Annotated in this window: 15 protein-coding genes; 10 read left to right on the top strand and 5 right to left on the bottom strand. The window is 67.7% G+C overall.

Annotated elements, in window-relative coordinates; genetic code table 11:
- Position 1 precedes the first annotated feature (1 nt).
- Positions 2–988, top strand: coding sequence for a LacI family DNA-binding transcriptional regulator (locus tag Acor_RS28460; RefSeq protein ID WP_155339835.1), 987 nt, complete (start codon positions 2–4; stop codon positions 986–988).
- Here the strand turns inward: Acor_RS28460 and Acor_RS28455 are convergent.
- Together Acor_RS28455 and Acor_RS28450 are read right to left on the bottom strand one after the other, a co-directional pair.
- Positions 971–2,257 (bottom strand): aromatic amino acid lyase, encoded by a 1,287-nt coding sequence (locus Acor_RS28455; RefSeq protein ID WP_155339834.1) that lies wholly within the window; start codon positions 2,255–2,257, stop codon positions 971–973. The genes Acor_RS28460 and Acor_RS28455 overlap by 18 nt on opposite strands.
- Positions 2,244–2,618: a phage holin family protein gene (locus tag Acor_RS28450; RefSeq protein WP_155339857.1), complete on the bottom strand. Its 375-nt coding sequence runs from the start codon at positions 2,616–2,618 to the stop codon at positions 2,244–2,246. The genes Acor_RS28455 and Acor_RS28450 overlap by 14 nt, the downstream gene beginning before the upstream one ends.
- Positions 2,619–2,713: 95 nt before the next feature.
- Here Acor_RS28450 and Acor_RS28445 point away from each other — a divergent pair, with 95 nt between their 5' ends.
- A complete protein-coding gene (locus tag Acor_RS28445) occupies positions 2,714–3,055 on the top strand; it encodes a hypothetical protein (protein WP_246239201.1) in 342 nt (113 codons plus the stop codon).
- An 8-nt stretch (positions 3,056–3,063) separates the two neighbouring features.
- Here Acor_RS28445 and Acor_RS28440 read toward each other — a convergent pair whose 3' ends face one another.
- Positions 3,064–3,879 (bottom strand): FAD:protein FMN transferase, encoded by an 816-nt coding sequence (locus Acor_RS28440; protein ID WP_155339833.1) that lies wholly within the window; start codon positions 3,877–3,879, stop codon positions 3,064–3,066.
- A 111-nt stretch (positions 3,880–3,990) separates the two neighbouring features.
- On the opposite strand from Acor_RS28440, the gene Acor_RS28435 reads away from it, so the two are divergent.
- Positions 3,991–4,386 carry an OsmC family protein gene (locus Acor_RS28435; protein ID WP_155339832.1) on the top strand — a complete coding sequence of 132 codons (396 nt, stop codon included), beginning with the start codon at positions 3,991–3,993 and terminating at the stop codon, positions 4,384–4,386.
- A gap of 792 nt (positions 4,387–5,178) precedes the next feature.
- Here the strand turns inward: Acor_RS28435 and Acor_RS28430 are convergent.
- Both Acor_RS28430 and Acor_RS28425 read right to left on the bottom strand, forming a co-directional pair.
- Positions 5,179–6,297, bottom strand: a complete 1,119-nt coding sequence (locus tag Acor_RS28430; RefSeq protein ID WP_155339831.1) for a monooxygenase — start codon at positions 6,295–6,297, stop codon at positions 5,179–5,181.
- Positions 6,298–6,400: 103 nt separating this feature from the next.
- Positions 6,401–6,799 carry an AAA family ATPase gene (locus tag Acor_RS28425; RefSeq protein ID WP_218034536.1) on the bottom strand — a complete coding sequence of 133 codons (399 nt, stop codon included), beginning with the start codon at positions 6,797–6,799 and terminating at the stop codon, positions 6,401–6,403.
- Between the two features lie 206 nt (positions 6,800–7,005).
- On the opposite strand from Acor_RS28425, the gene Acor_RS28420 reads away from it, so the two are divergent.
- From Acor_RS28420 to Acor_RS28390, 7 genes are all read left to right on the top strand, one after another.
- The gene (locus Acor_RS28420) at positions 7,006–8,274 is read left to right on the top strand and encodes an FAD-dependent oxidoreductase (protein ID WP_155339830.1); all 1,269 of its coding nucleotides are present in this window, start codon (positions 7,006–7,008) and stop codon (positions 8,272–8,274) included.
- A 63-nt stretch (positions 8,275–8,337) separates the two neighbouring features.
- Positions 8,338–9,156 (top strand): MBL fold metallo-hydrolase, encoded by an 819-nt coding sequence (locus tag Acor_RS28415; RefSeq protein WP_174876207.1) that lies wholly within the window; start codon positions 8,338–8,340, stop codon positions 9,154–9,156.
- 99 nt (positions 9,157–9,255) lie between these two features.
- Positions 9,256–13,227: an AAA family ATPase gene (locus tag Acor_RS28410; RefSeq protein WP_155339829.1), complete on the top strand. Its 3,972-nt coding sequence runs from the start codon at positions 9,256–9,258 to the stop codon at positions 13,225–13,227.
- A 1-nt stretch (position 13,228) separates the two neighbouring features.
- The gene (locus Acor_RS28405) at positions 13,229–14,227 is read left to right on the top strand and encodes a hypothetical protein (protein WP_155339828.1); all 999 of its coding nucleotides are present in this window, start codon (positions 13,229–13,231) and stop codon (positions 14,225–14,227) included.
- Between the two features lie 229 nt (positions 14,228–14,456).
- Positions 14,457–15,101 (top strand): Panacea domain-containing protein, encoded by a 645-nt coding sequence (locus Acor_RS28400; RefSeq protein ID WP_155339827.1) that lies wholly within the window; start codon positions 14,457–14,459, stop codon positions 15,099–15,101.
- Between the two features lie 440 nt (positions 15,102–15,541).
- A complete protein-coding gene (locus Acor_RS28395) occupies positions 15,542–16,468 on the top strand; it encodes a nuclear transport factor 2 family protein (RefSeq protein ID WP_155339826.1) in 927 nt (308 codons plus the stop codon).
- A 146-nt stretch (positions 16,469–16,614) separates the two neighbouring features.
- Positions 16,615–17,826: a cytochrome P450 family protein gene (locus Acor_RS28390; protein ID WP_155339825.1), complete on the top strand. Its 1,212-nt coding sequence runs from the start codon at positions 16,615–16,617 to the stop codon at positions 17,824–17,826.
- Positions 17,827–17,896 lie beyond the last annotated feature (70 nt).

Raw genomic sequence — 17,896 nt, 5'->3', positions numbered from 1 at the left:
GATGCCTCAGCGCAAGAGGGCGACGATTCGCGAGGTGGCCAAGGCGACCGGCCTGTCACCGGCGGCGGTCAGTTACGCCCTGCGGGGCATGCAGGTCTCCGAGGAGACCCAGCGGCGGGTGCAGCGGGCGGCGGCCGAGCTCGGCTACGAGGCCGACCCGATCGCCAGGGCCCTGGCCAGCGGCAAGACCGGCATGATCGGCGTGCTCTGCGGGTCGCTCGAAGACCTGTGGCAGCAGTCGCTGGCCGTCGGCATCGGGCGGACGCTGCGCGAGAAGGACCACTACGCGCTGATCCTCGACGCGGCCGGCGACCCCGACCGGGAGAGCACGCTGGCCCGGCAACTGCGCGGCGTGGACGGCCTGATCGTCCAGCCCGTGGACCCCGCCGCGGACTTCTGGCCCCGGCTGGCCGACTCACTGCCCATCGTCGTGATCGGCGACGCGCTCAAGGACGCCCGCACCGCCGCCGAAGTCGTCTTCGACAACCACAGCGGGGTCACCATGGCGCTGGAATACCTGCGCGGCATGGGCCACCGGCGCGTCGCCGTGCTCACCCCGACCCGGGCCAGCACCCCCGACCGGCCCGCCGACATGCACGTCCACGACGAGGCGCGGCGGCTCGGCCTCGATATCGAGGTCATCACCTGCCCGCAGGGCCTGGCCCCCGCCACCGAGGTCGCCCGCGCCATCCTGGCCGCCGCCGAACGGCCGAGCGCGGTGTTCTGCTTCTCGGACTCCATCGCGTACGGCGTGCTGATGGCCGCCAACGAGCTGAAACTCACCGTGCCCGGGGATGTGTCGGTGCTCGGATACGACGACCATCCGATGTCGGAACTGCTGGGACTCACCAGCGTGAACTGGAACCTGGACGGGATCGTGCAGGCCGCCGTCCGGCTGGTGCTCGGCGCCGCGGACGGCACCATCCGGCGTCGCCGCATCACCCAGGAGCCGCTCCTGCGCGAGCGTACGTCAGTGGGAGCCGTCTAGCCTTCGCCGGGCCGCTTCTATGTCGATCGGCCGGTCGGGCTCGGGGCCGTTGAGAGCCCGTTCGGCCGAGAGCAGTTCACAGGCCAGGACGATCTCGTACGGCTCGCGCGTGGCCCCGCACATGCGGGCGGCCTGGGTGGCGAAGCCCGCGTGATCCTCGACACCCCGGGACAGTACGGCGGTGCCCGTGGTGACCGGGGTGGCCAGGTGACGGAGGGTGGCGAGGGCGTCGTGGGCGACGTACTCCAGGATGATCAGGCCGGAGGCGCCCTCGGTGGCGGCCAGGAAGGGGAGCCTGCCGGTGTAGGAGGGTTCCATCAGGGTGGCGAGGCGGGCGGCCGACAGGGACGCGGTCTGCGCCAGGGCGGCGCGCAGGGTGTCGAGGGTGAGCGCTATCGGGCCGGTGTGGAAGTTGCCGTTGTGGTGGGCTTCGGTGGTGATGAGCGGGTTCTCCAGGGCGGAGTTGATCGCTTCGGTGACCGAAATTTCGGCATTTTGCAGGGCGGTGAAGGCGGCTTGGTGGACTTGGGGATAGGCGCGGTAGCCGTATGGGTCTTGGATTCTGGCGGGCTCGATGGCCGGGAGCAGTTCTCGGAGAGTGGCGGCGACGGCTGTGTGCTGGACGGCGGCGGCCAGGGGTTCCGTTGAGGCGCGCACCGCCTGCCAGGTCTTCGCGGTGACTCTTATCGAGGCTTCGAGGAGTCGGCGCAGGTCGTGGATGGCGAGGGCGGCGTCGGCCAGGGTGAGGGCGCCGGAGCTGATGAACGGGAGCGCGTCGGCGGAGGCCAGCGGAAATGCCGGGCCGTTCCACGAAATTTCGCCCAGGAGGCAGAGGGCAGTCGTCGACAGGGCGCTCAGATCGCCGGTGCCGATCGCCCCGTACTCGCGGATCGGCGGGATCGCCCGCCGGTTGATCGCCTCCGCCAGGACGGGAAGCAGGGCCGGGTCAAGCCCGGAACCGCCGCGGAGCAACTGGTTCAGCCGGACAGCCATCATCGCCGTCGCCCGCTCGGGACCGATCAGGGGCCCGGCCGCGGCGGCGTGACTGCGCAGCAGATCCCGGCCCCGGTCGTGGACGGTCACGTCCTTGTTCGCGCCCACGCCGGTGGTCCGGCCGTACACCGGACCGGACAGTGCCGTGGCGGTGCGCCAGGAACGTTCGGCCGCCGCGGTCGAGCCGAGCGCGACCGGGCGGCCCGAGGCGATCGCGCTGACCTGCGCGCAGGTCAGCGTGGTTCCGTCGAGGACGACCCGATCAGTCGTTGACACCGAGGATCAGGTCGAGCAGCCAGGAGATGATGCCGATGATGATCGCGCCCCAGAACGCCGCCCAGAAGCCGGCGACGTGGAACGGCAGATCGATCTGGTCGGCGATCCAGCTCGTCAGGTAGAGCAGACCGGCGTTGACGACCAGCGCGAACAGGCCGAGCGTGACCACGTAGAACGCGCAGCCGACCACCTTGATGATGGGCTTCAGGAGGGTGTTGATGATGCCGAAGATCAGCGCGACCGCGAGCAGCGTGCCGATCTGCTTGGTCGTGTCGCTGCTGTCGACGGTGATGCCGTCCACCACCTGAGTGGCGACCCAGAGGGACGCGGCGACTACCAAGATCTTGACGATGACCTTAATCACAGCTGTGATCCTTCCACGCCTGCACCGGTTTGCGCAGCGTGTGGAAGGGATGCCTCATAGGGCGAGCATATCGTCACGTTATGTGTGCATAAGTGGTGATCCTGGGGGAAATCACCATGTGGGGGTGGGTGAAGATGGACGTCGATCAATTGGCGCAGCTGTCCGCCAAAGAACTGCACGACCGCTCGGTGCGCTACGCGGTCCGGCACGGCGACTTCGGATTCCTGTGGGACCTGCTGAAAGTGATCCCCGCGGCCGAAGCCGCGAGCGGACACTCCGACGAGACCGCGAACGATCTCAGCCGGGTGTCCGCACTGCTCAGCGACGCGCTCGGAGCGGGAGAGGGCGAACTCGGCGAAGCCCTGCGGCCGATCTACATCGACTACCTGGCGCAACATCCGGACGCGCTCAAGAACTCCGGCGAGGAGGGTTAGCCGCCCGGCTATCCCGCCATGCTCTCAGGGGCGTACGCGAGAAAGCCCGGAGTGGTCACCGCCTCACCATCGGAGGTGAGGATCAGCACGTCGTAGGGGGTGGCCTGGGTGTCCTTGGGCAGGGCCAGCGTCCGGGCGATCCGTCTGGCGCGGGCCGGGCCCATCGCGTAGAGCGCGGCGGCGTACGCGCCCGCGTCCGCCAGGTCCGGGCCGACCACGGTCACCCCGGCGATCCCGCTCGACCGATCCGGCCGGTCGAACGTGGCCACCGCCAGATCATGGGCGAACAGCACGGTACGCACCGCGTGGCTGCTCTCGTCGCGCAGCCCGCGCAGCCGCTCCTTGGCGCTCCGGATCGGATCCCGCACCCCGATCCGCCAGGGCACGCCCGGCCGGGCCGACCCGCGCACGCGCACGTCGCCGCCCGCGCTCACGCAGTGATCGACCGCGCCCGCCGCGGCCAGCGCCCGCGAGACCCGCTCGACCGCCCAGCCCTTCACATACCCGGCCGGGGCCGGCTCCTTGCCGATCGAGGCCCGCAGCTCGCTCCGGCGCTTCAGCACCTCGGCCAGTTCCGGCGCGCACTCGGTCAGCGAGATCTCGTCCCGCGCCAGCCGGCTCACCTGGCTGGTCGACCTGCTCCCGTCAAAGGTCTCATCCACCCAGCGCAGCCAGGTGAACGCGTCGTCGAGCAGCGGCCGCAGCTCCCGCTGGGGCAGCGCCGTCCGGATATCGATGCCGACCGGGGTGCCCATCACCATCTCGACACGATGTGCCCCGGGGAAGCGGGCACTGCGGTGGGCCTGGCCTTCGTTGATGTTCATCGCACTCCTTCGCTCTGCACCCTGAGGTACGCGGGAGCTCCCGATCCTGTTCACGGGTTCGGCCGAACATCTCGAAAATATCTCGGAGTGATCTCGGAGTAGGGTGCCCGTATGGCGCCTGTACACGTGGAACGCACCCCAGACGGCTTCGTCGCCAGCAACGAGCGCGGCGCGCGCATCACCATCGGCAGCGTCACCGACGAGGGCGTCTTCAGCCCCGTCGAACTCCTGCTCGCCGCCGTCGGAGCCTGCAACATCGTCACCGTGGAGCCCCTGACCGCCCAGCGCGGCCACCGCCTCCCGCACCTCGCCGTCTCGATCTCCGCCACCAAAGCCGAACCCACGCTGCTGGAGACGGTGACGGTCACCTACGAGGTAGAACTCCCAGAAAGCCTGACACCCGAGAAGTTCGCCGAAATCGCGGAACGCGTGCACCAGCGGCACTGCACGGTCACCCGATCTCTGGAGAAGGGCACGGAGGTCAAGCTCAACCTGCCAAGCCCCTGACATGCAGACCAACTATGCACCCGTTCATGACGACTTCCATAGGGTCAGTTCTGTAGCTTGGAAGCAGGTCAAGGGGGCTGGAAAGCCGCCACACAGGCTATATGTCACAAGGATGCGGGAGGGGAACCGCGTCCCAAGCGGGGGAACCCGCCCAGGCCGCCTTTGGGGGAGGGCGCCTCGGCGGTACCGCTTAGTGAAGTCGGGACCGGACAGTTGGGGGACTGTCCGGTCCCGACTGTATTTATGGCCGATCCTTCGGATCGGCGGGCTTGGCCGCTGGGGAGCCTGTGTCTTCCCTCGTCACTCCGGGCCGCTCCGCGACCCTGCGTTCCTCAGTCCAGACACAGGCGCGGCCAAGCCGGGATACGACTTATGGCGCGGAGATTGCCTTGGTGGCCTTCGGCCGGGGTTGAGAAGGTCGGAGCGTCCAGACTCAGGCGCGGCCAAGCCGGGATACGACTTATGAGGCGGAGATTGCCCTTGGTGGTCTTCGGGCGGGGTTGGTGGGTCGGAGCGTTCAGGCACCGGCGCGGTCAAGCCGGGACATATGGGGGCGTCGGCGGGTAACGCCGAGTTGTTTGGCATTGGGACGACATGGTCGCTGTGACGGGGACCGGGGCTTGGGCGGCCGAGAACTACGAGTATCCGGGTCGACCGCCATGAGTTGGGCGGAGCCGCCGTCATCCCTTGCCTGTCACTGCTCATGGGGTTATGGACTTTGACGTGGATGTTTTAGGGCTTGTTGTTGCCCAATTCGGTGCTGGGTAGTGGTGAGCAGTTGACGGCTTGTTCTTAGGGGAGGGGGGACATTATGGCGATGCCTAGGCACATTTCGTCGCTGGTGCCTTCGCCCCAGACGACGTAGCGGGCGGGTTGGTTTTGGAGTTGGGGGAGTTGGGAGCGGAGGGTGGCGTCGTGGGTGCAGGTGACGCGGATGGTGTCGCCGGATTTGACTTCTATGGGGGATTTGAGGGGGCGGAGGGCTTGGTCGTCGAAGTTGTAGTTGGGGACGTTTAGGAGGGTTTGGGCGGCGGGGGTGTTGGGGTTTAGTTCTACTTTGATGGAGCGGCCCAGGAGGTGCATGTGGCCGGCCAGGGCGTGGAGGAGGCCGGGTTCTTCGACGGGGATGTCGCAGTGTTGGGTGGGGCCGGGGGTGGAGGGGCCGCAGAGTTGGGCCAGTTGGTCGGCGGTGGCCATGGATTCCTGGCCGAAGCGGCGGCCGATGTCGGTTATGGCTGCCTGGCGGTCGCAGAGGGGGCCGGATTCCTGCGGGGTGCAGGGGAGTTCGACTTTGCCGGGGAATAGGGCGGTGCCCAGGGGTTCGAGGGGTTTGTCGGTGACGCGGAGGCGGATTCCTGATTGGTCGGAGCCGGGGCCGCCGAGGGCGTTGTAGTGCACCTGCATGACCAGTTGGCTGCCGGTGGGGATGGGGTGGCCGTACTTGGGGTCCAGCAGGGTCTCGTTGGTGCCGGGTGCCCAGTGGGAGACCCATCCGGCTTCCCGTACGCCCGCGTCGGCGAAGCAGGTCCATCCCTGGTCCGGTGTTTCCGCGTCCAGGGTTTTGGCTTCCGCGGCCTGCTGAGGGGTGAGCCTGAAGAAGATCGCGTGATGCACGATGGCCAGGTTCTCCGGGAGGAACTGGGCCCCGGTGAGGAATTGCTCACCGCCCAATCCCGGATCGATCAGGAAGCAGCGGTAATCGTCGGTCCCGCCGTTCGGACCCTTGGGCGTGTACGCCGCCAGCATCTTCAGCGTGACGAACCGCTCGCCATCCCGCAACGGCTGCACCACCACCGCGCCCGAGGTCCCCGAGTGCGACCCATGCCCCGAAGCGATCGGCTCCTGCGCTCCACACGCCGCGACCACCAGCGCCACCGCCACCAGAACCAGAATTCCCCGAATTCGACTCATGCCCTCCACCCTCGCCGAATTCCCCGGCTCCGCCATCCTCCTCCGGGAGGTTTCTTACCTCGTCCGGTAGCAGGGGACGCGCTGACAAAAGTGAAGATGTGCGTCAGCTCCGCAGTGCGCGATGGATCAGGGCGGGCTTGGTTGAGGGTCTGTCGCCGAGCAGGTTTTTTCCCAGAGTTCGCCCAGGGTCGGCGAGCCAGTCTCGTAGTCCCTCGGGGTCGGGGCGGTCGAACGTGGTCGCGCCGTCGACTCGTTCGACGACGATGAGGTCGTCTAGTTCGAACTGGTTCATGAGGGTGACGGATTGGGTGGCGATGAGGACCTGGCTTTCCCGGCTGGCTGTGCGCAGCATTTCGGCTAGTTGCACGATCGCTGAGATCAGGTTGCTCTTTCCCGCGCCATTGGCGCCTACCAGCACATTGAGATCTCCCAGCGCGACTTCGGCCTGCCGAATCGAGGTGTAGCCCCCGATCCGAAGCTTCTGTAGCAGTGGGCGTCTCATGGTCAAAAGCTTAGCGGGGGGCGTCGTCGTGGACTCGGCCCTCATGGCGTGACGGGTGCGCCGACCGAGATTGTGGGTGTGGGGGCGAGAACAGCACATTTTGGTATTCACGGTTTGGGCGGGGACGTACACAATAACGCTGTCATGTTATTGGTGGTGGGAGGTGTGCGATGGGGCGTGGGCATGCTGTTGTGCTTGGGGCGAGTATGGGTGGGCTGCTTGCGGCGCGGGCGCTCAGTGAGGCGTTTGATCGGGTGACTCTGGTTGAGCGTGATGAGCTGGGTGCGGAGGCTCGGGATCGGCGGGGGGTTCCGCAGGGGCGGCATGTGCATGTTCTGTTGCCGCGTGGGTCTCAGGTGCTGGGGTCGTTGTTTCCGGGGATCGCGGATGAGCTCGGGGCGCAGGGTGTGCCGCATACCCAGTTGGCGCGGCAAATTCGGTTTGTGGTGTCGGGGCATCGGTTGGTACGGGGGCATTTGGGGCCCACGATGCTTCAGCCGACGCGGGCGACGCTTGAGCATGCTGTGCGTGGGCGGGTTGCCGCGCTGCCGGGGGTGGAGTTCGTGAATGGGTGCGATGTCACCGGTCTGGTCAGTACGGGGGGTCGGGTCACGGGGGCGCGTTTCGTTCGGCGGGCGGGGGGCGGGGCCGAGGAGGTCGTCGAGGGGGACCTGGTTGTCGACGCGCTGGGGAGGTCCGGCCGGTCCATCGAGTGGGTCTCCCGGCTTGGGTTTGCGCGTCCTCCGGAGGAGCGGATTCAGGTCGGTATTCGGTACGCCAGTTGTTTCATGCGTACGCCGCCGGACGCGCTCGCGCCTGAGCAGGGGATTCTTGTCGGGCCTGTTCCCGGGCGTACTCGGGCGATGGCGTTCATGGCCTGTGAGGGTGACCGTTGGCTGCTTACGGTGGCGGGTATGGCGGGGGATCATCCGCCGACGGAGCCGGATGCGCTGATGGCGTATCTCGACACGATCGCGCCGCCGGATGTGCGGGAGGTCATCGGGAAGTCGGAGCGGCTTTCGGACGTGGTCACGCATACCTTTCCGGCGAGTCTGCGGCGTCGTTACGAGAAGCTTCGGGCGTATCCGGATGGGTTGCTGGTCTTTGCTGATGGGCTGTGTAGTTTCAATCCGGTCTATGGGCAGGGGATGACCGTGGCGTCGCTGGAGGCGGAGGCTCTCCGTACCTGCCTTGAAGGGGGTGACCGTGGGCTGGCCGGGCGGTTCTACCGGGCTGCGGCCAAGGTGATCGAACCCGCGTGGCAGCTGTCCGCCGCCGGGGATCTGGCTCTGCCGGAGATCAAGGGGCCTCGGTCGCTGGCCACTCGGCTGATCAATCGCTATGTGGCCCGGCTGCATCGGGTGGGAGCCACCGATGTCGCGGTGGCGGACGCGTTCTGGCGGGTGGCCGGGTATCTCGATCCGACTCCGGCGCTGCTGCGGCCGAAGGTGGCTCTCCGGGTGTTCACGCGCTAGAGCCGGACATGCGGGCATATATGTGACATGGCGGTACTGGCCGTCGCTCGGGGGGAGCCAGTCATGACGCATCGCATCGGGCCGGAGCGGCAGGAATGCGCGGTCACCGTGATCGGAGGGCCAACGACGGTGATCGACATCGGGGGGTTGCGTATCGTCACCGATCCCACTTTTGACCCGCCGGGGCCGAAGGGGTATCTGACCAAGCTGGAGGGTCCTGTCGCGTCGGAGGAGGATCTCGGGGCGGTCGATGTGGTGCTGGTCAGTCATGACCAGCACCTGGACAATCTGGACGATCGTGGCCGGGCCTTCGCTCTGGCGGCGCCGGTCGTGCTGACCGGGCCCGTGAGCGCGGGGCGTCTGGGGGCGCCGGCCGCGGGGGTCGCTCCGTGGAGTACTTATGAGGTGCCTCGGGCGGATGGCGCCGGGAAGTTGGAAGTGTGGGCCGTACCTGCTGTGCATGGGCCTGAGGACGGTGCCCGCGACGACGAAGGGCACGTGAACGGCGAGGTCACCGGCTTTGTCGTGTCAGGTCAGGGGCTTCCCCGGGTCTACGTCAGCGGGGACAACGCCTCCATCGGGACCGTCGCGGAGATCGCCCGCAGGCTGCCGCCCATCGATGTGGCCGTGCTCTTCATCGGGGCGGCACGGGTGCCCAGGAAGGACGGCGGCAGGCCGCTGACGCTCACCTCCGAGCGAGCCGCCGCCGCGGCGGCCGTGCTCGGCGTGCCCGTTGTCATCCCCGCCCACTACGACGGCTGGGCCCACTTCACCCAGGGATGGACGGATATCGAGCGGGCCTTCGACGACGCCGGGCTTTCCCGCATTCTGCGCGGTGCGGAGCACGGCGAGTGGATCAAGCTGCCGGTTCGGGGGACCTAGGGAATCGTCTAGGGGAATCACGGGGGTCAGCCCCAGTGCGGGGGTGAGCCGGCGTCTATAGCGTGGCGTTTCGGTTCTTCCCCGCGAAGGGAGCGGTGGGTGACCCGGGAAGCCGGGAACGACGCACGGGCCGGGGTTCGCGCCATGGTGGCGCGCGGGGCGGATGGGCTGCGGAGGATGTCGCCGTCCGCGTTGATCGCCCTGTTGTGCGCGTCCGCTGTCGCGCCCGTGCTGGTCGCCTCCGGGGCGGTGGCGGTGGGGGGTGCGGTCGCCGGGGTGGTCGGGTCGGTCGGCGCGAACGTGCTGACCGAGGTGATCACGAAGACCATTGAGCGGTTTCGTACGGCACCCGCCGAGGAGATCGAGCAGGCGCTGGCCGAGCGGATCGAGGCGGCCCTGGCGGCGGGCGACGCGCGGGCGGACAGGCTCAGGGCCGACGTCGCCGCCGTGTTGCGGGAGGTCGGCGCGGTCGAGGCGGCGCTGGAGGCCACGGTCACGGCGGGGGACGACGCGCTGCAGGACCATCTCGCGGAGGCGTTCGCCACGCTGGGCCTGGAGTTCGACGAGTTCGCCTTCCTGCTGGCCGAGGTACGCACGGCCACGTCCTCGATCAAGGAGACGTTGCTTCGCCAGGATCGCGAGCATCGGGTGGATCGGGAGCGGTTGCGCCATCAGTCCACCCAGTTACGGTTGATCGAGGAGAAGGTCTCGCTCATTGAACGCCGTACCAGGAATGGGCCCGTGGGGGAGGCGCGGCGATGGGGCGGCGATTGCCCTTATCGGGGGTTGTGGCCGTTCGAGGAGGATCACGCCGAGATCTTCTACGGCCGGGAGCGGCTGACCGCCGAACTGGTGGGGCGCTGCGCGGAGGCGGTGACCGGGAGCGGGATGGTCGTGGTGACCGGCGCTTCGGGGGCGGGTAAGTCGTCGCTGCTCCGGGCGGGGCTGCTGCCCGCGCTGGCCCGGGGCTCGCTGACGGCGGGCTCGGCGACCTGGCCACGCATAACGATCACTCCCACTCGCGACCCGCTCGGCGAACTGGCCACCCACCTCGCCGCCCTGGCCGGCTCGCAGGCCGCCGCCGTCCGCCGCGCCCTGCTGGACCACCCCGCCGACGCCGACCTGACCGTACGGCAGGCCCTGCTCACCGCGGGATCCTCCGAACGCCTGATCCTGGTGGTCGACCAGTTCGAGGAGGTGTTCACCCTCGGCACGGCCGACACCTTCATCCAGATCCTGTCCTTGATGACGGCATCAGCTCTGGTCGTCCTCGGCGTACGCGGCGACTACCTGGATCGTTGCGCCGAATACCCCGCCCTGGTGAAAGCCCTCCAGGAAGGCCAGTTCGTGGTCGGCCCCATGACCGAGCCCGAACTGCGCCAGGCGATCACCGGCCCCGCTGCCGCCGCCGGGCTGACCGTCGAGCCGGGCCTGACGGAGACGATCCTGGCCCGGCTGCGCTCGACCGGGCCGGGCGCGCTGCCGCTGCTGTCCCAGGCCATGCTCGTCACCTGGGAACACCGCGAAGAAGACCGGCTGACCAGCCGGGGGTACGCGCGCTCCGGCGGGATCGATCTGGTGGTGGCGACCAGCGCGGACGCGGTGTATCACGCTCTCCCGGCCGGGCGGCAGGAGGTCGCGCGGCAGGTGATCCTCCGGATGACCGGGGTGGCGCGGGATGGGCGGGGGGTTCGCCGTACCGTGCGGCGGGTGGAGCTGGGGGAGACGGCCGAGGTCACGGCGGTGCTGGCCGCGTTCGCCGCGAAGCGGCTGGTCATTCTGCACGACGAGCAGGCCGAGATCGCGCACGATGTGCTGCTGAGCGCCTGGCCGCGTCTGCGCGGGTGGCTGCGTGAGGACGAAACCGAGCGCATCCTGTACAGCCAGCTGCTGGACGACGCGGATGAGTGGTTCGGGCATGAGCGTGATCCGTCGTTTCTCTATCGGGGGTTCCGGCTGGCCAGGGTCGAGCAGGCGCTCAGCCCGCCGCCCGGTCTGGCGGGGGAGTTCCTGGCGGCGGCCACTGCGGCGCGGATTCGCCGGGCGCGACGGTTGCGGGTGCTGGCGGGGGTGCTCGGGTTACTGCTGACGGCGGCGGTTGGGGCCGGCGGGGTGGCGGTGGACAAGGCGGCGATGGAGGCGTACCAGAACGAGATGCGGGTGGCGCGGCAGACGGCGGCGCGGGCGGAGGCGATCAGGGACACCGATCCGGTGCGGGCGATGCTGCTCAGCGTGGCGAGCTGGCGGATCGCCGGAGTTCGGGAGACGCGGGCGGCCCTCTACACCTCGCTCGCCCAGCGGGAGTCGCATGTGACGCGCTGGCCCGAGTTGTCCGGACCCGTTGAGGTCAATCTGAGCTGGAACGGTGATTTCGCGGCCGTCGCCAATCGTGATCGGGTGTTCGTGTGGGATCTGATCCGTGATCGCCGGACGGCCGAGTTCGCTTTTCCTGCCCAGGCGGTCGCCGTCAGCCGGGACGGTTCGACCCTGGCGATCGGCGGGGCTCAGATCGGGCTGTGGGACACCAAGAGCGGGAGGGCGATCCGCCCGCCTTTCGGGGGCCGTGTCCGGCTGCTTGAGTTCAGCCCACGTGGCCGGCTGCTGGTCTCGGTGGGCGAGCGCGGATGGCAGATCTGGCAGGTCGGGGCAGACGTCCCGCTGGTGGAATCGCCGGAGATCGTCGAGAGCGTTGACGTGTCACCGGACGAGAAATCCGCCGCTGTCGTGTTCCGGGACCGGCGCTTCGAACTGCGGGAGCTCCCCAGCGGGAGAAAGATCGATTTTCCGGTGGTACGGGCTGACGCGGTCGCCTTCAATCCGGGCAATCGGGCGATCGCGGTCAGCGACGGGAAGAACATCGTCATCGGTGAGCGCACGGTCGCGGCGGAGGGCGTCGTCTGGATGAAATACACCGACGACGGTCGTCATCTGCTGACATTCGACGGCACCCAGCTGGGTCTGCGGACCGCTGACGGGCAGCTGCTCCTGGAACAGGAGCTGACGCGGGCCCTGGCCGTGCTCAATATGTGGATCAGCACTGACGGGCGGACTGTCCGCTATGTACGCGACGGTGCGGACGTGGCCACGTTCGAGATCGGCGATCACATCCACCCGCCGCGCCTGACCACAGCGAAGATCGGCGCCGCCGAATTCGGGCCGGGCGGGCGGACGGTGGCGTTTCAAGCCGATCGCCTGCGGATCTGGGACGTGGCACGGTGGCGCCCCCTTCGCGCGCCGGAGATCTTGGACGCCCGCGCACTCGCCTTCAACTCCGGCATCCTCGCGGTGGGCCACGGCAACACCCCCACCATCACCTTGTGGGATATTTCCGGACAACGCCAGGTGGGGGCCCTCAAGCTGACCGGCCCAGGCTGGGCGGTCGCCGGCCTGGCCTTCACCCCGGACGGCCGCACCCTCGCGCTCACCCCCTGGAACGGCACCTACACCCGCGTCCAACTCTGGGACGTGCCGAAACGCCGCCCGATCCGAACCTTGGCCGCCCCCGGCGGCGACATCATGGCGGTCCGCCCCGACGGCCGGTCCCTGGGCATCGGGGGCGACAACAACGCCCTCGTCGACCTCCCGGGCGGCAAAGCGAAAATAACGCCATTCGGCCCCTTCCTCGACGGGGTACGCGCCCTGGCCTTCAGCCCCGACGGCTCCGTCATCGCCACCGGACTCTCCCGAGGCGGAGCCGCCCTCTGGGACATCCGGCACCTCACCTCCCGCGCCCGGCTGGAATCCGAGGTCACCGACCCCATCGTCGCGCTGGCCTTCACCCCGGACGGCGCCTACCTGGCGACCGGCAGCCAGAACGGACTGGTACGGATCTGGGACGTCGCCGAAGGCATGCCCGTGGGCAGGCCGTACGGGCGGCATTCCGGACCCGTCCGCGCGCTCGCCTTTACCGAGGACGAACTACGCAGTATCGGCGAGGACGGGACGCTTCACCGTTACCCCATCAGCCTTGACCTGGCAGAACGTGCAGTCTGCGCCAGGGCGGGCACCACCTTGTCGGAATCCGATTGGGCCAGTCTCATCCCCGAGGCGCCGTACCGAAAGGTCTGCTGACATGCCCCCCGAGATCGAGTCGATCCGCGTCACGCCCATTCCGATGATCATCGATCCCGCGACCGGGCTGACCATCACCGTCGAGGTCGCCACCAGGCACGCGCACGCGATCACCGGTCGGCTGGCCACCGGCGCGGAGCTGTCGTTCGAGCGGGGCCCCGGCGGGGAGGACGCCCGATCCTGGCAGGCCCGGCACACCTTTCCGCCGTCCACCCCGCCAGGCGTCCAGACCCTCACGATCACCGTCGGAGAGCTCCAGGACACGGTCGACTTCACCCTCCACGCACCCGGCGCCCGCGCCGAAACCCGGCTGAGCCTGGCCGTCTCCCCCGACTCCGGCGAGGTCGGTTCGCCCGTCCGGCTCTCCGGCCGGCTGGAGATCAGGACGGAGCACGGCTGGACCGGCTATCCAGGCGAGACCGTGGACCTGTTTCTCCGATTCGAGGAGACCGGCACGCTGCTCGGAGTCGCGGCGGCCAGGACTGACGGCGTCGGCCAATTTCACGCGGACACGCAGGCCATGGAGACCGGCCACTATTTCGCTGAGACGTTCCCCGACAACCGGGGCCACGCCGCGACCAGCCAGGCCATCGAGTTCCTGGTCAACTGGCGGCACGCGAAAAGATTCGAAACGCAGATCCCGGCGTATGACATTCAGGATTCCGTAGCCGCCAGCGGCAACGTCCGCCACACCGGCGTACTGAAAAGACTGGTCACCCACACGCGGGACACGCCGGAACCGGGTCTGCCGCGCTACGAGCCGTACCCGGACGGCCAACTGGAGGCCTACCACCGAACAGCCGGCCCGACCAAGAGCTGGAAAAAGGCGACCGGCCGAGCGACGACGAACGGCCGCGGCGAAATCAACTTCACCACCAAAGCCACCCAACCGAACATGCCCTCCGGCCGCCAGCACAAGGCCGAGTGGCGGGTGTACTTCGTCGGGTCGGACCAGTATTGCCCTTGCTTCAGCGCGACCCGATCCATCAAGGTCACCTGAACGATTCCAGAGGATGCGGGATAGATCGACACGCCATCTGGAAGGGCCACGAGCCCGCCGCCAAGGTCGCTTGGCGAGCAAGAGGGCGGCGGACTCTCCGGATTTGCGTGTCTCATCCCGGTCACGGACGGTAGTGCTGGTGGGGCAGCGAGTGTATTATGGAACAAGCATTCGAACTCGGGTAGGGGGTGGTGTCGGCGTGCGTAGTTGGATGCATACACTTGATCCTGTGGCGGGCTCTGTGCCTCTTCGCGGTTCTGCGGCGGTTATCGCCTACCTTTTGGCGACCGCTCGGACCTACGGCGTCCGGATAAACCGCACAAAACTAGCCAAACTCCTCTACCTGGCCGACCTCCGTGCTGTTGAGCAGGGAATCTCATCCGGCTCTGGCGTGGAATGGCGGTGGCGGCATTACGGCCCGCACAGTCTTCGGCTCGGCGAGGTCGAGCGTGATCTATGCGCGGCGGGCCTGATCGTCGTGGAGGAGAGCGTCGACCCTTACGCCGGTTACCGCGAACGCGTCATTCACCTGGTGGACGCGCCGCAGGTGGTCATCGACGCAGAGTTCGCTCGGATCGTCGATGGCGTCCTCGCCGAGTACGGTCAGTGGTCGGCCGGGCAATTGCGGGACCTCACGTATCAAACCGCGCCGATGCAGGCGGCGATCAAGGTAAATCGGCGTGAAGCGCGCCTCGACCTTGCCGGCGGGCCGCCGCTGCCTGACCTGGGCCCTCGATTGGCCCGACTGCGTCGCTGGCTTGAACGCAATCCGTTGCCTGAGGATGAGCCGGGCGGCATTGACGACCTCGTAGGCGAAAGCCAGGACCTTGCTGACCATCGCGCTGAGGCGACTCGGCACCTACTGGAGGAATAGTGCCGGGTCCGTACCTCGCGGGCGGCGTCTATCTGGTCAGCGATAGGGCACTTCGCCTCATCCCCGAAGAGGAGCGGGTCGTACACGACGAACGCCGTCCCGTCGTCGTAGTGACCGGTGTGGACTCCAATGGGCGACCCTGACTGGCCCTTCGTTCTTGTCTGCCCGATGTCTGGGTCAACCTCGCGGCGGACGCGCTTCGATGTGCAACTCGCGAAGGGGCAAGGTGGGGTGCTCAAGAAATGTTGGATCCGGATCCCGGCTTGCAGCCCCTGATGAAGTCTGTCCTGGAGGATCGCTGTGGCAGTTTGGATGAGGACCTGCTGACGCAGGTACAGGGACGACTCGCTCAGTACCTTGGCCTGCTGGACTGACGCGCAGATCCGACGGCGAAGACGACACGGAATGGTAGTAGTCCGGCGTTCGGGTCGAGCTTTGTGGTGGCGCGCATCGGTCAGGCCGATGGTTTGTCAGTGCTGAGCGGTAGCGTCGCCGGCATGGACGTTCGGGAAGCTGCTTTGCGTTGGGTGCGGACTTGGGCGGTGGCTTGGCCGGCGCAGGACATCGATGCCCTTGTGGCGCTCCAGACGGAGGACGGGATTCACTGGGCCTCCATGTTTCGTCCGTACCGGGGCCGTCAGGGGTTGCGGAGCTATTTGGCCGAGTCGTTTGAGGAAGAGAGTGTCCCCGCCCGGTGCTGGTTCGCCGATCCGGCGGTCTCTGAGGCCGGTGCTTCCGCTGAGTATTGGGCGCACTGCGTGTTCAATGGGGACCCGGTGACCGTCTCCGGTGTCACGATTCTGGTCTTTGACGCCGATGGGCTCGTCAGCGAGGCGCGTGATTATTCCGATGTTCAGAAGGGCCACCATCCGGTCCCCGCGCACATCCGGAGTGACGCGGATTCGCGTCCTGCCCTCGTGCCTGACAGTTTTGTTCCGCCACTCGCGCTGGTGACGGAGGATTTCCGCCTGGTGCCGCTTCAACCTGAGCACAACGTGTCCGATCATGCGGCGTGGATGGGGAGCATCGAGCACATTCGTCGGACGCCCGGCTTCGTGGGCAGGGACTGGCCGCCGATCGGTGGAATGGCGCTTGGGCTCAACCTTGGCGACCTGCGACGTCACGCTGATGAGTTCGTCAGCCGGACCGCGTTCACCTACACCGTGCTCGATCCGTCGACCGGTGAGGTCATCGGCTGTGTCTACCTCAAACCGCCCAGCCGGGCCGGCTCGGATGTCGACGTGCTGTCCTGGGTCCGCGCCGATCGCGCTCACCTCGACGCGCCCCTCCACACCGCAGTGCTGACCTGGCTAACTTCGGCGTGGCCCTTCACCGCGATCAACTACGCACCCCGGGGCGCCGAATAAGAAACCCCAGCTCAGCCCTCCTGACAAATTGCGTTCGCAGGCTGTGATATTTCGGCCCGCCGCCAAGTGTGTTGATTATTCATGTTTGACGACGGATACACATAGGTACGATGCGGACGACGTAAAACAGCGGGAGGAATCCTCGTATGTCAAATACGGCCGTTCCGTTCGAGCTATTCAGTCCCGACTATTTCCGCGATCCGTATACGGCACTCGACTGGCTGCGAGTGAACTCACCCGTCCACCGGTACGTGTTTCCGGTGGGCGACGTCCCCATGTGGGTCGTGACCAGGTACGACGACGCGATGGCCATCCTCGCCGACACGCGGTTCAGCACGGCGGAGTGGCGTGGCAGCGCCGAATTCCAGGCATCGGGGCTGTCCGTGAGCGGGGGCACGATCCTGGCGCAGACCATTCCCGGCCTGGACCCACCCGAGCACACCAGGGTGCGCCGCTGCGCGATGAGCGGGTTCACTCCGCGCAACGTCGACAGATGGCGGGAGGACATCCGGCGCGTCATCGACGAGACCATTCAGGATTGGGAGCTGGGACAGGAGAAGGACCTGGTGGCGGAGTTCGCCGCGCTGATCCCGCCCGCGGTGATCGCGACGCGTCTCGGATTCGCACTGGATCGGCGGGAAGAGCTCGCCAGAGATGTGGATCTGCTCATCTCCACGAACCCGGCGGATTTCCCGCGGATTCCGGGGGCACGGGAGCGTATCTGCGACTACGGGCGCGAACTCGTCGCCCTGAAGCGGGCCGAGCCGGGCGACGACCTCACCTCCGCCTTCATCCGGGCGGCTGACGAGGAAGGCCGGATCACCGAGGACGAGCTGGTCGCGCTGGTCATCATCATGATCATCGCAGGTGTCGGAACGACCAAGATGTTCATCACCAACGCGATGCTCGCCCTGCTGGACCATCCCGACCAGCGAAAGATGATCTCCGACGACCCGGCCATCCTGGCCGCCTCCGGCATCGAGGAGCTGCTCCGCTACGAGTCTCCGGTCGCCTCGGTCCCCTGGCGTTTCCCCACCGAGGCCGTACGGGTGGGGGAGGTGGACATAGCGCCCGGTGAGCCGGTCATGGTCATGATCGCGTCGGCCAACCGCGACCCCGACGTCTTCGACGACCCGCATCGCCTCGACCTCACCCGGACCGGATCGCGCCACCTCGGCCTCGGCCACGGCATCCACAACTGCCTCGGCGCCGCCGTCGCCCGACTGATCAGCGAGATGGCCCTGGCCACGCTCATCGAGCGCTTCCCGGACCTGCGGCTCGCCATACCGCGGGAGGAGATTCGCCGTCACGAGGTCTGGGCGTTGAACGACTACCGTGCCCTACCCGTCACACTCTGATGGCCTGGCATCTGGAGGTGGACCGAGCCCTGTGTTTCGGCACCGGGCTCTGCTCCGCGACCGCACCCGA

The organism is Acrocarpospora corrugata (assembly GCF_009687845.1).
Classification (GTDB): Bacteria; Actinomycetota; Actinomycetes; order Streptosporangiales; family Streptosporangiaceae; genus Acrocarpospora; species Acrocarpospora corrugata.
This window is presented reverse-complemented; position numbering and strand designations above follow the sequence as displayed.

What these genes read in the sequence shown, in the direction of transcription:
- Acor_RS28460 (WP_155339835.1), top strand. Translation starts at nt 2, where the DNA reads ATGCCTCAGCGCAAGAGGGCGACGATTCGCGAGGTGGCCAAGGCGACC.
- Acor_RS28440 (WP_155339833.1), bottom strand. Translation starts at nt 3,879, where the DNA reads ATGAACATCAACGAAGGCCAGGCCCACCGCAGTGCCCGCTTCCCCGGG.
- Acor_RS28435 (WP_155339832.1), top strand. Translation starts at nt 3,991, where the DNA reads ATGGCGCCTGTACACGTGGAACGCACCCCAGACGGCTTCGTCGCCAGC.
- Acor_RS28430 (WP_155339831.1), bottom strand. Translation starts at nt 6,297, where the DNA reads ATGAGTCGAATTCGGGGAATTCTGGTTCTGGTGGCGGTGGCGCTGGTG.
- Acor_RS28425 (WP_218034536.1), bottom strand. Translation starts at nt 6,799, where the DNA reads ATGAGACGCCCACTGCTACAGAAGCTTCGGATCGGGGGCTACACCTCG.
- Acor_RS28420 (WP_155339830.1), top strand. Translation starts at nt 7,006, where the DNA reads ATGGGTGGGCTGCTTGCGGCGCGGGCGCTCAGTGAGGCGTTTGATCGG.
- Acor_RS28415 (WP_174876207.1), top strand. Translation starts at nt 8,338, where the DNA reads ATGACGCATCGCATCGGGCCGGAGCGGCAGGAATGCGCGGTCACCGTG.
- Acor_RS28405 (WP_155339828.1), top strand. Translation starts at nt 13,229, where the DNA reads ATGCCCCCCGAGATCGAGTCGATCCGCGTCACGCCCATTCCGATGATC.
- Acor_RS28390 (WP_155339825.1), top strand. Translation starts at nt 16,615, where the DNA reads ATGTCAAATACGGCCGTTCCGTTCGAGCTATTCAGTCCCGACTATTTC.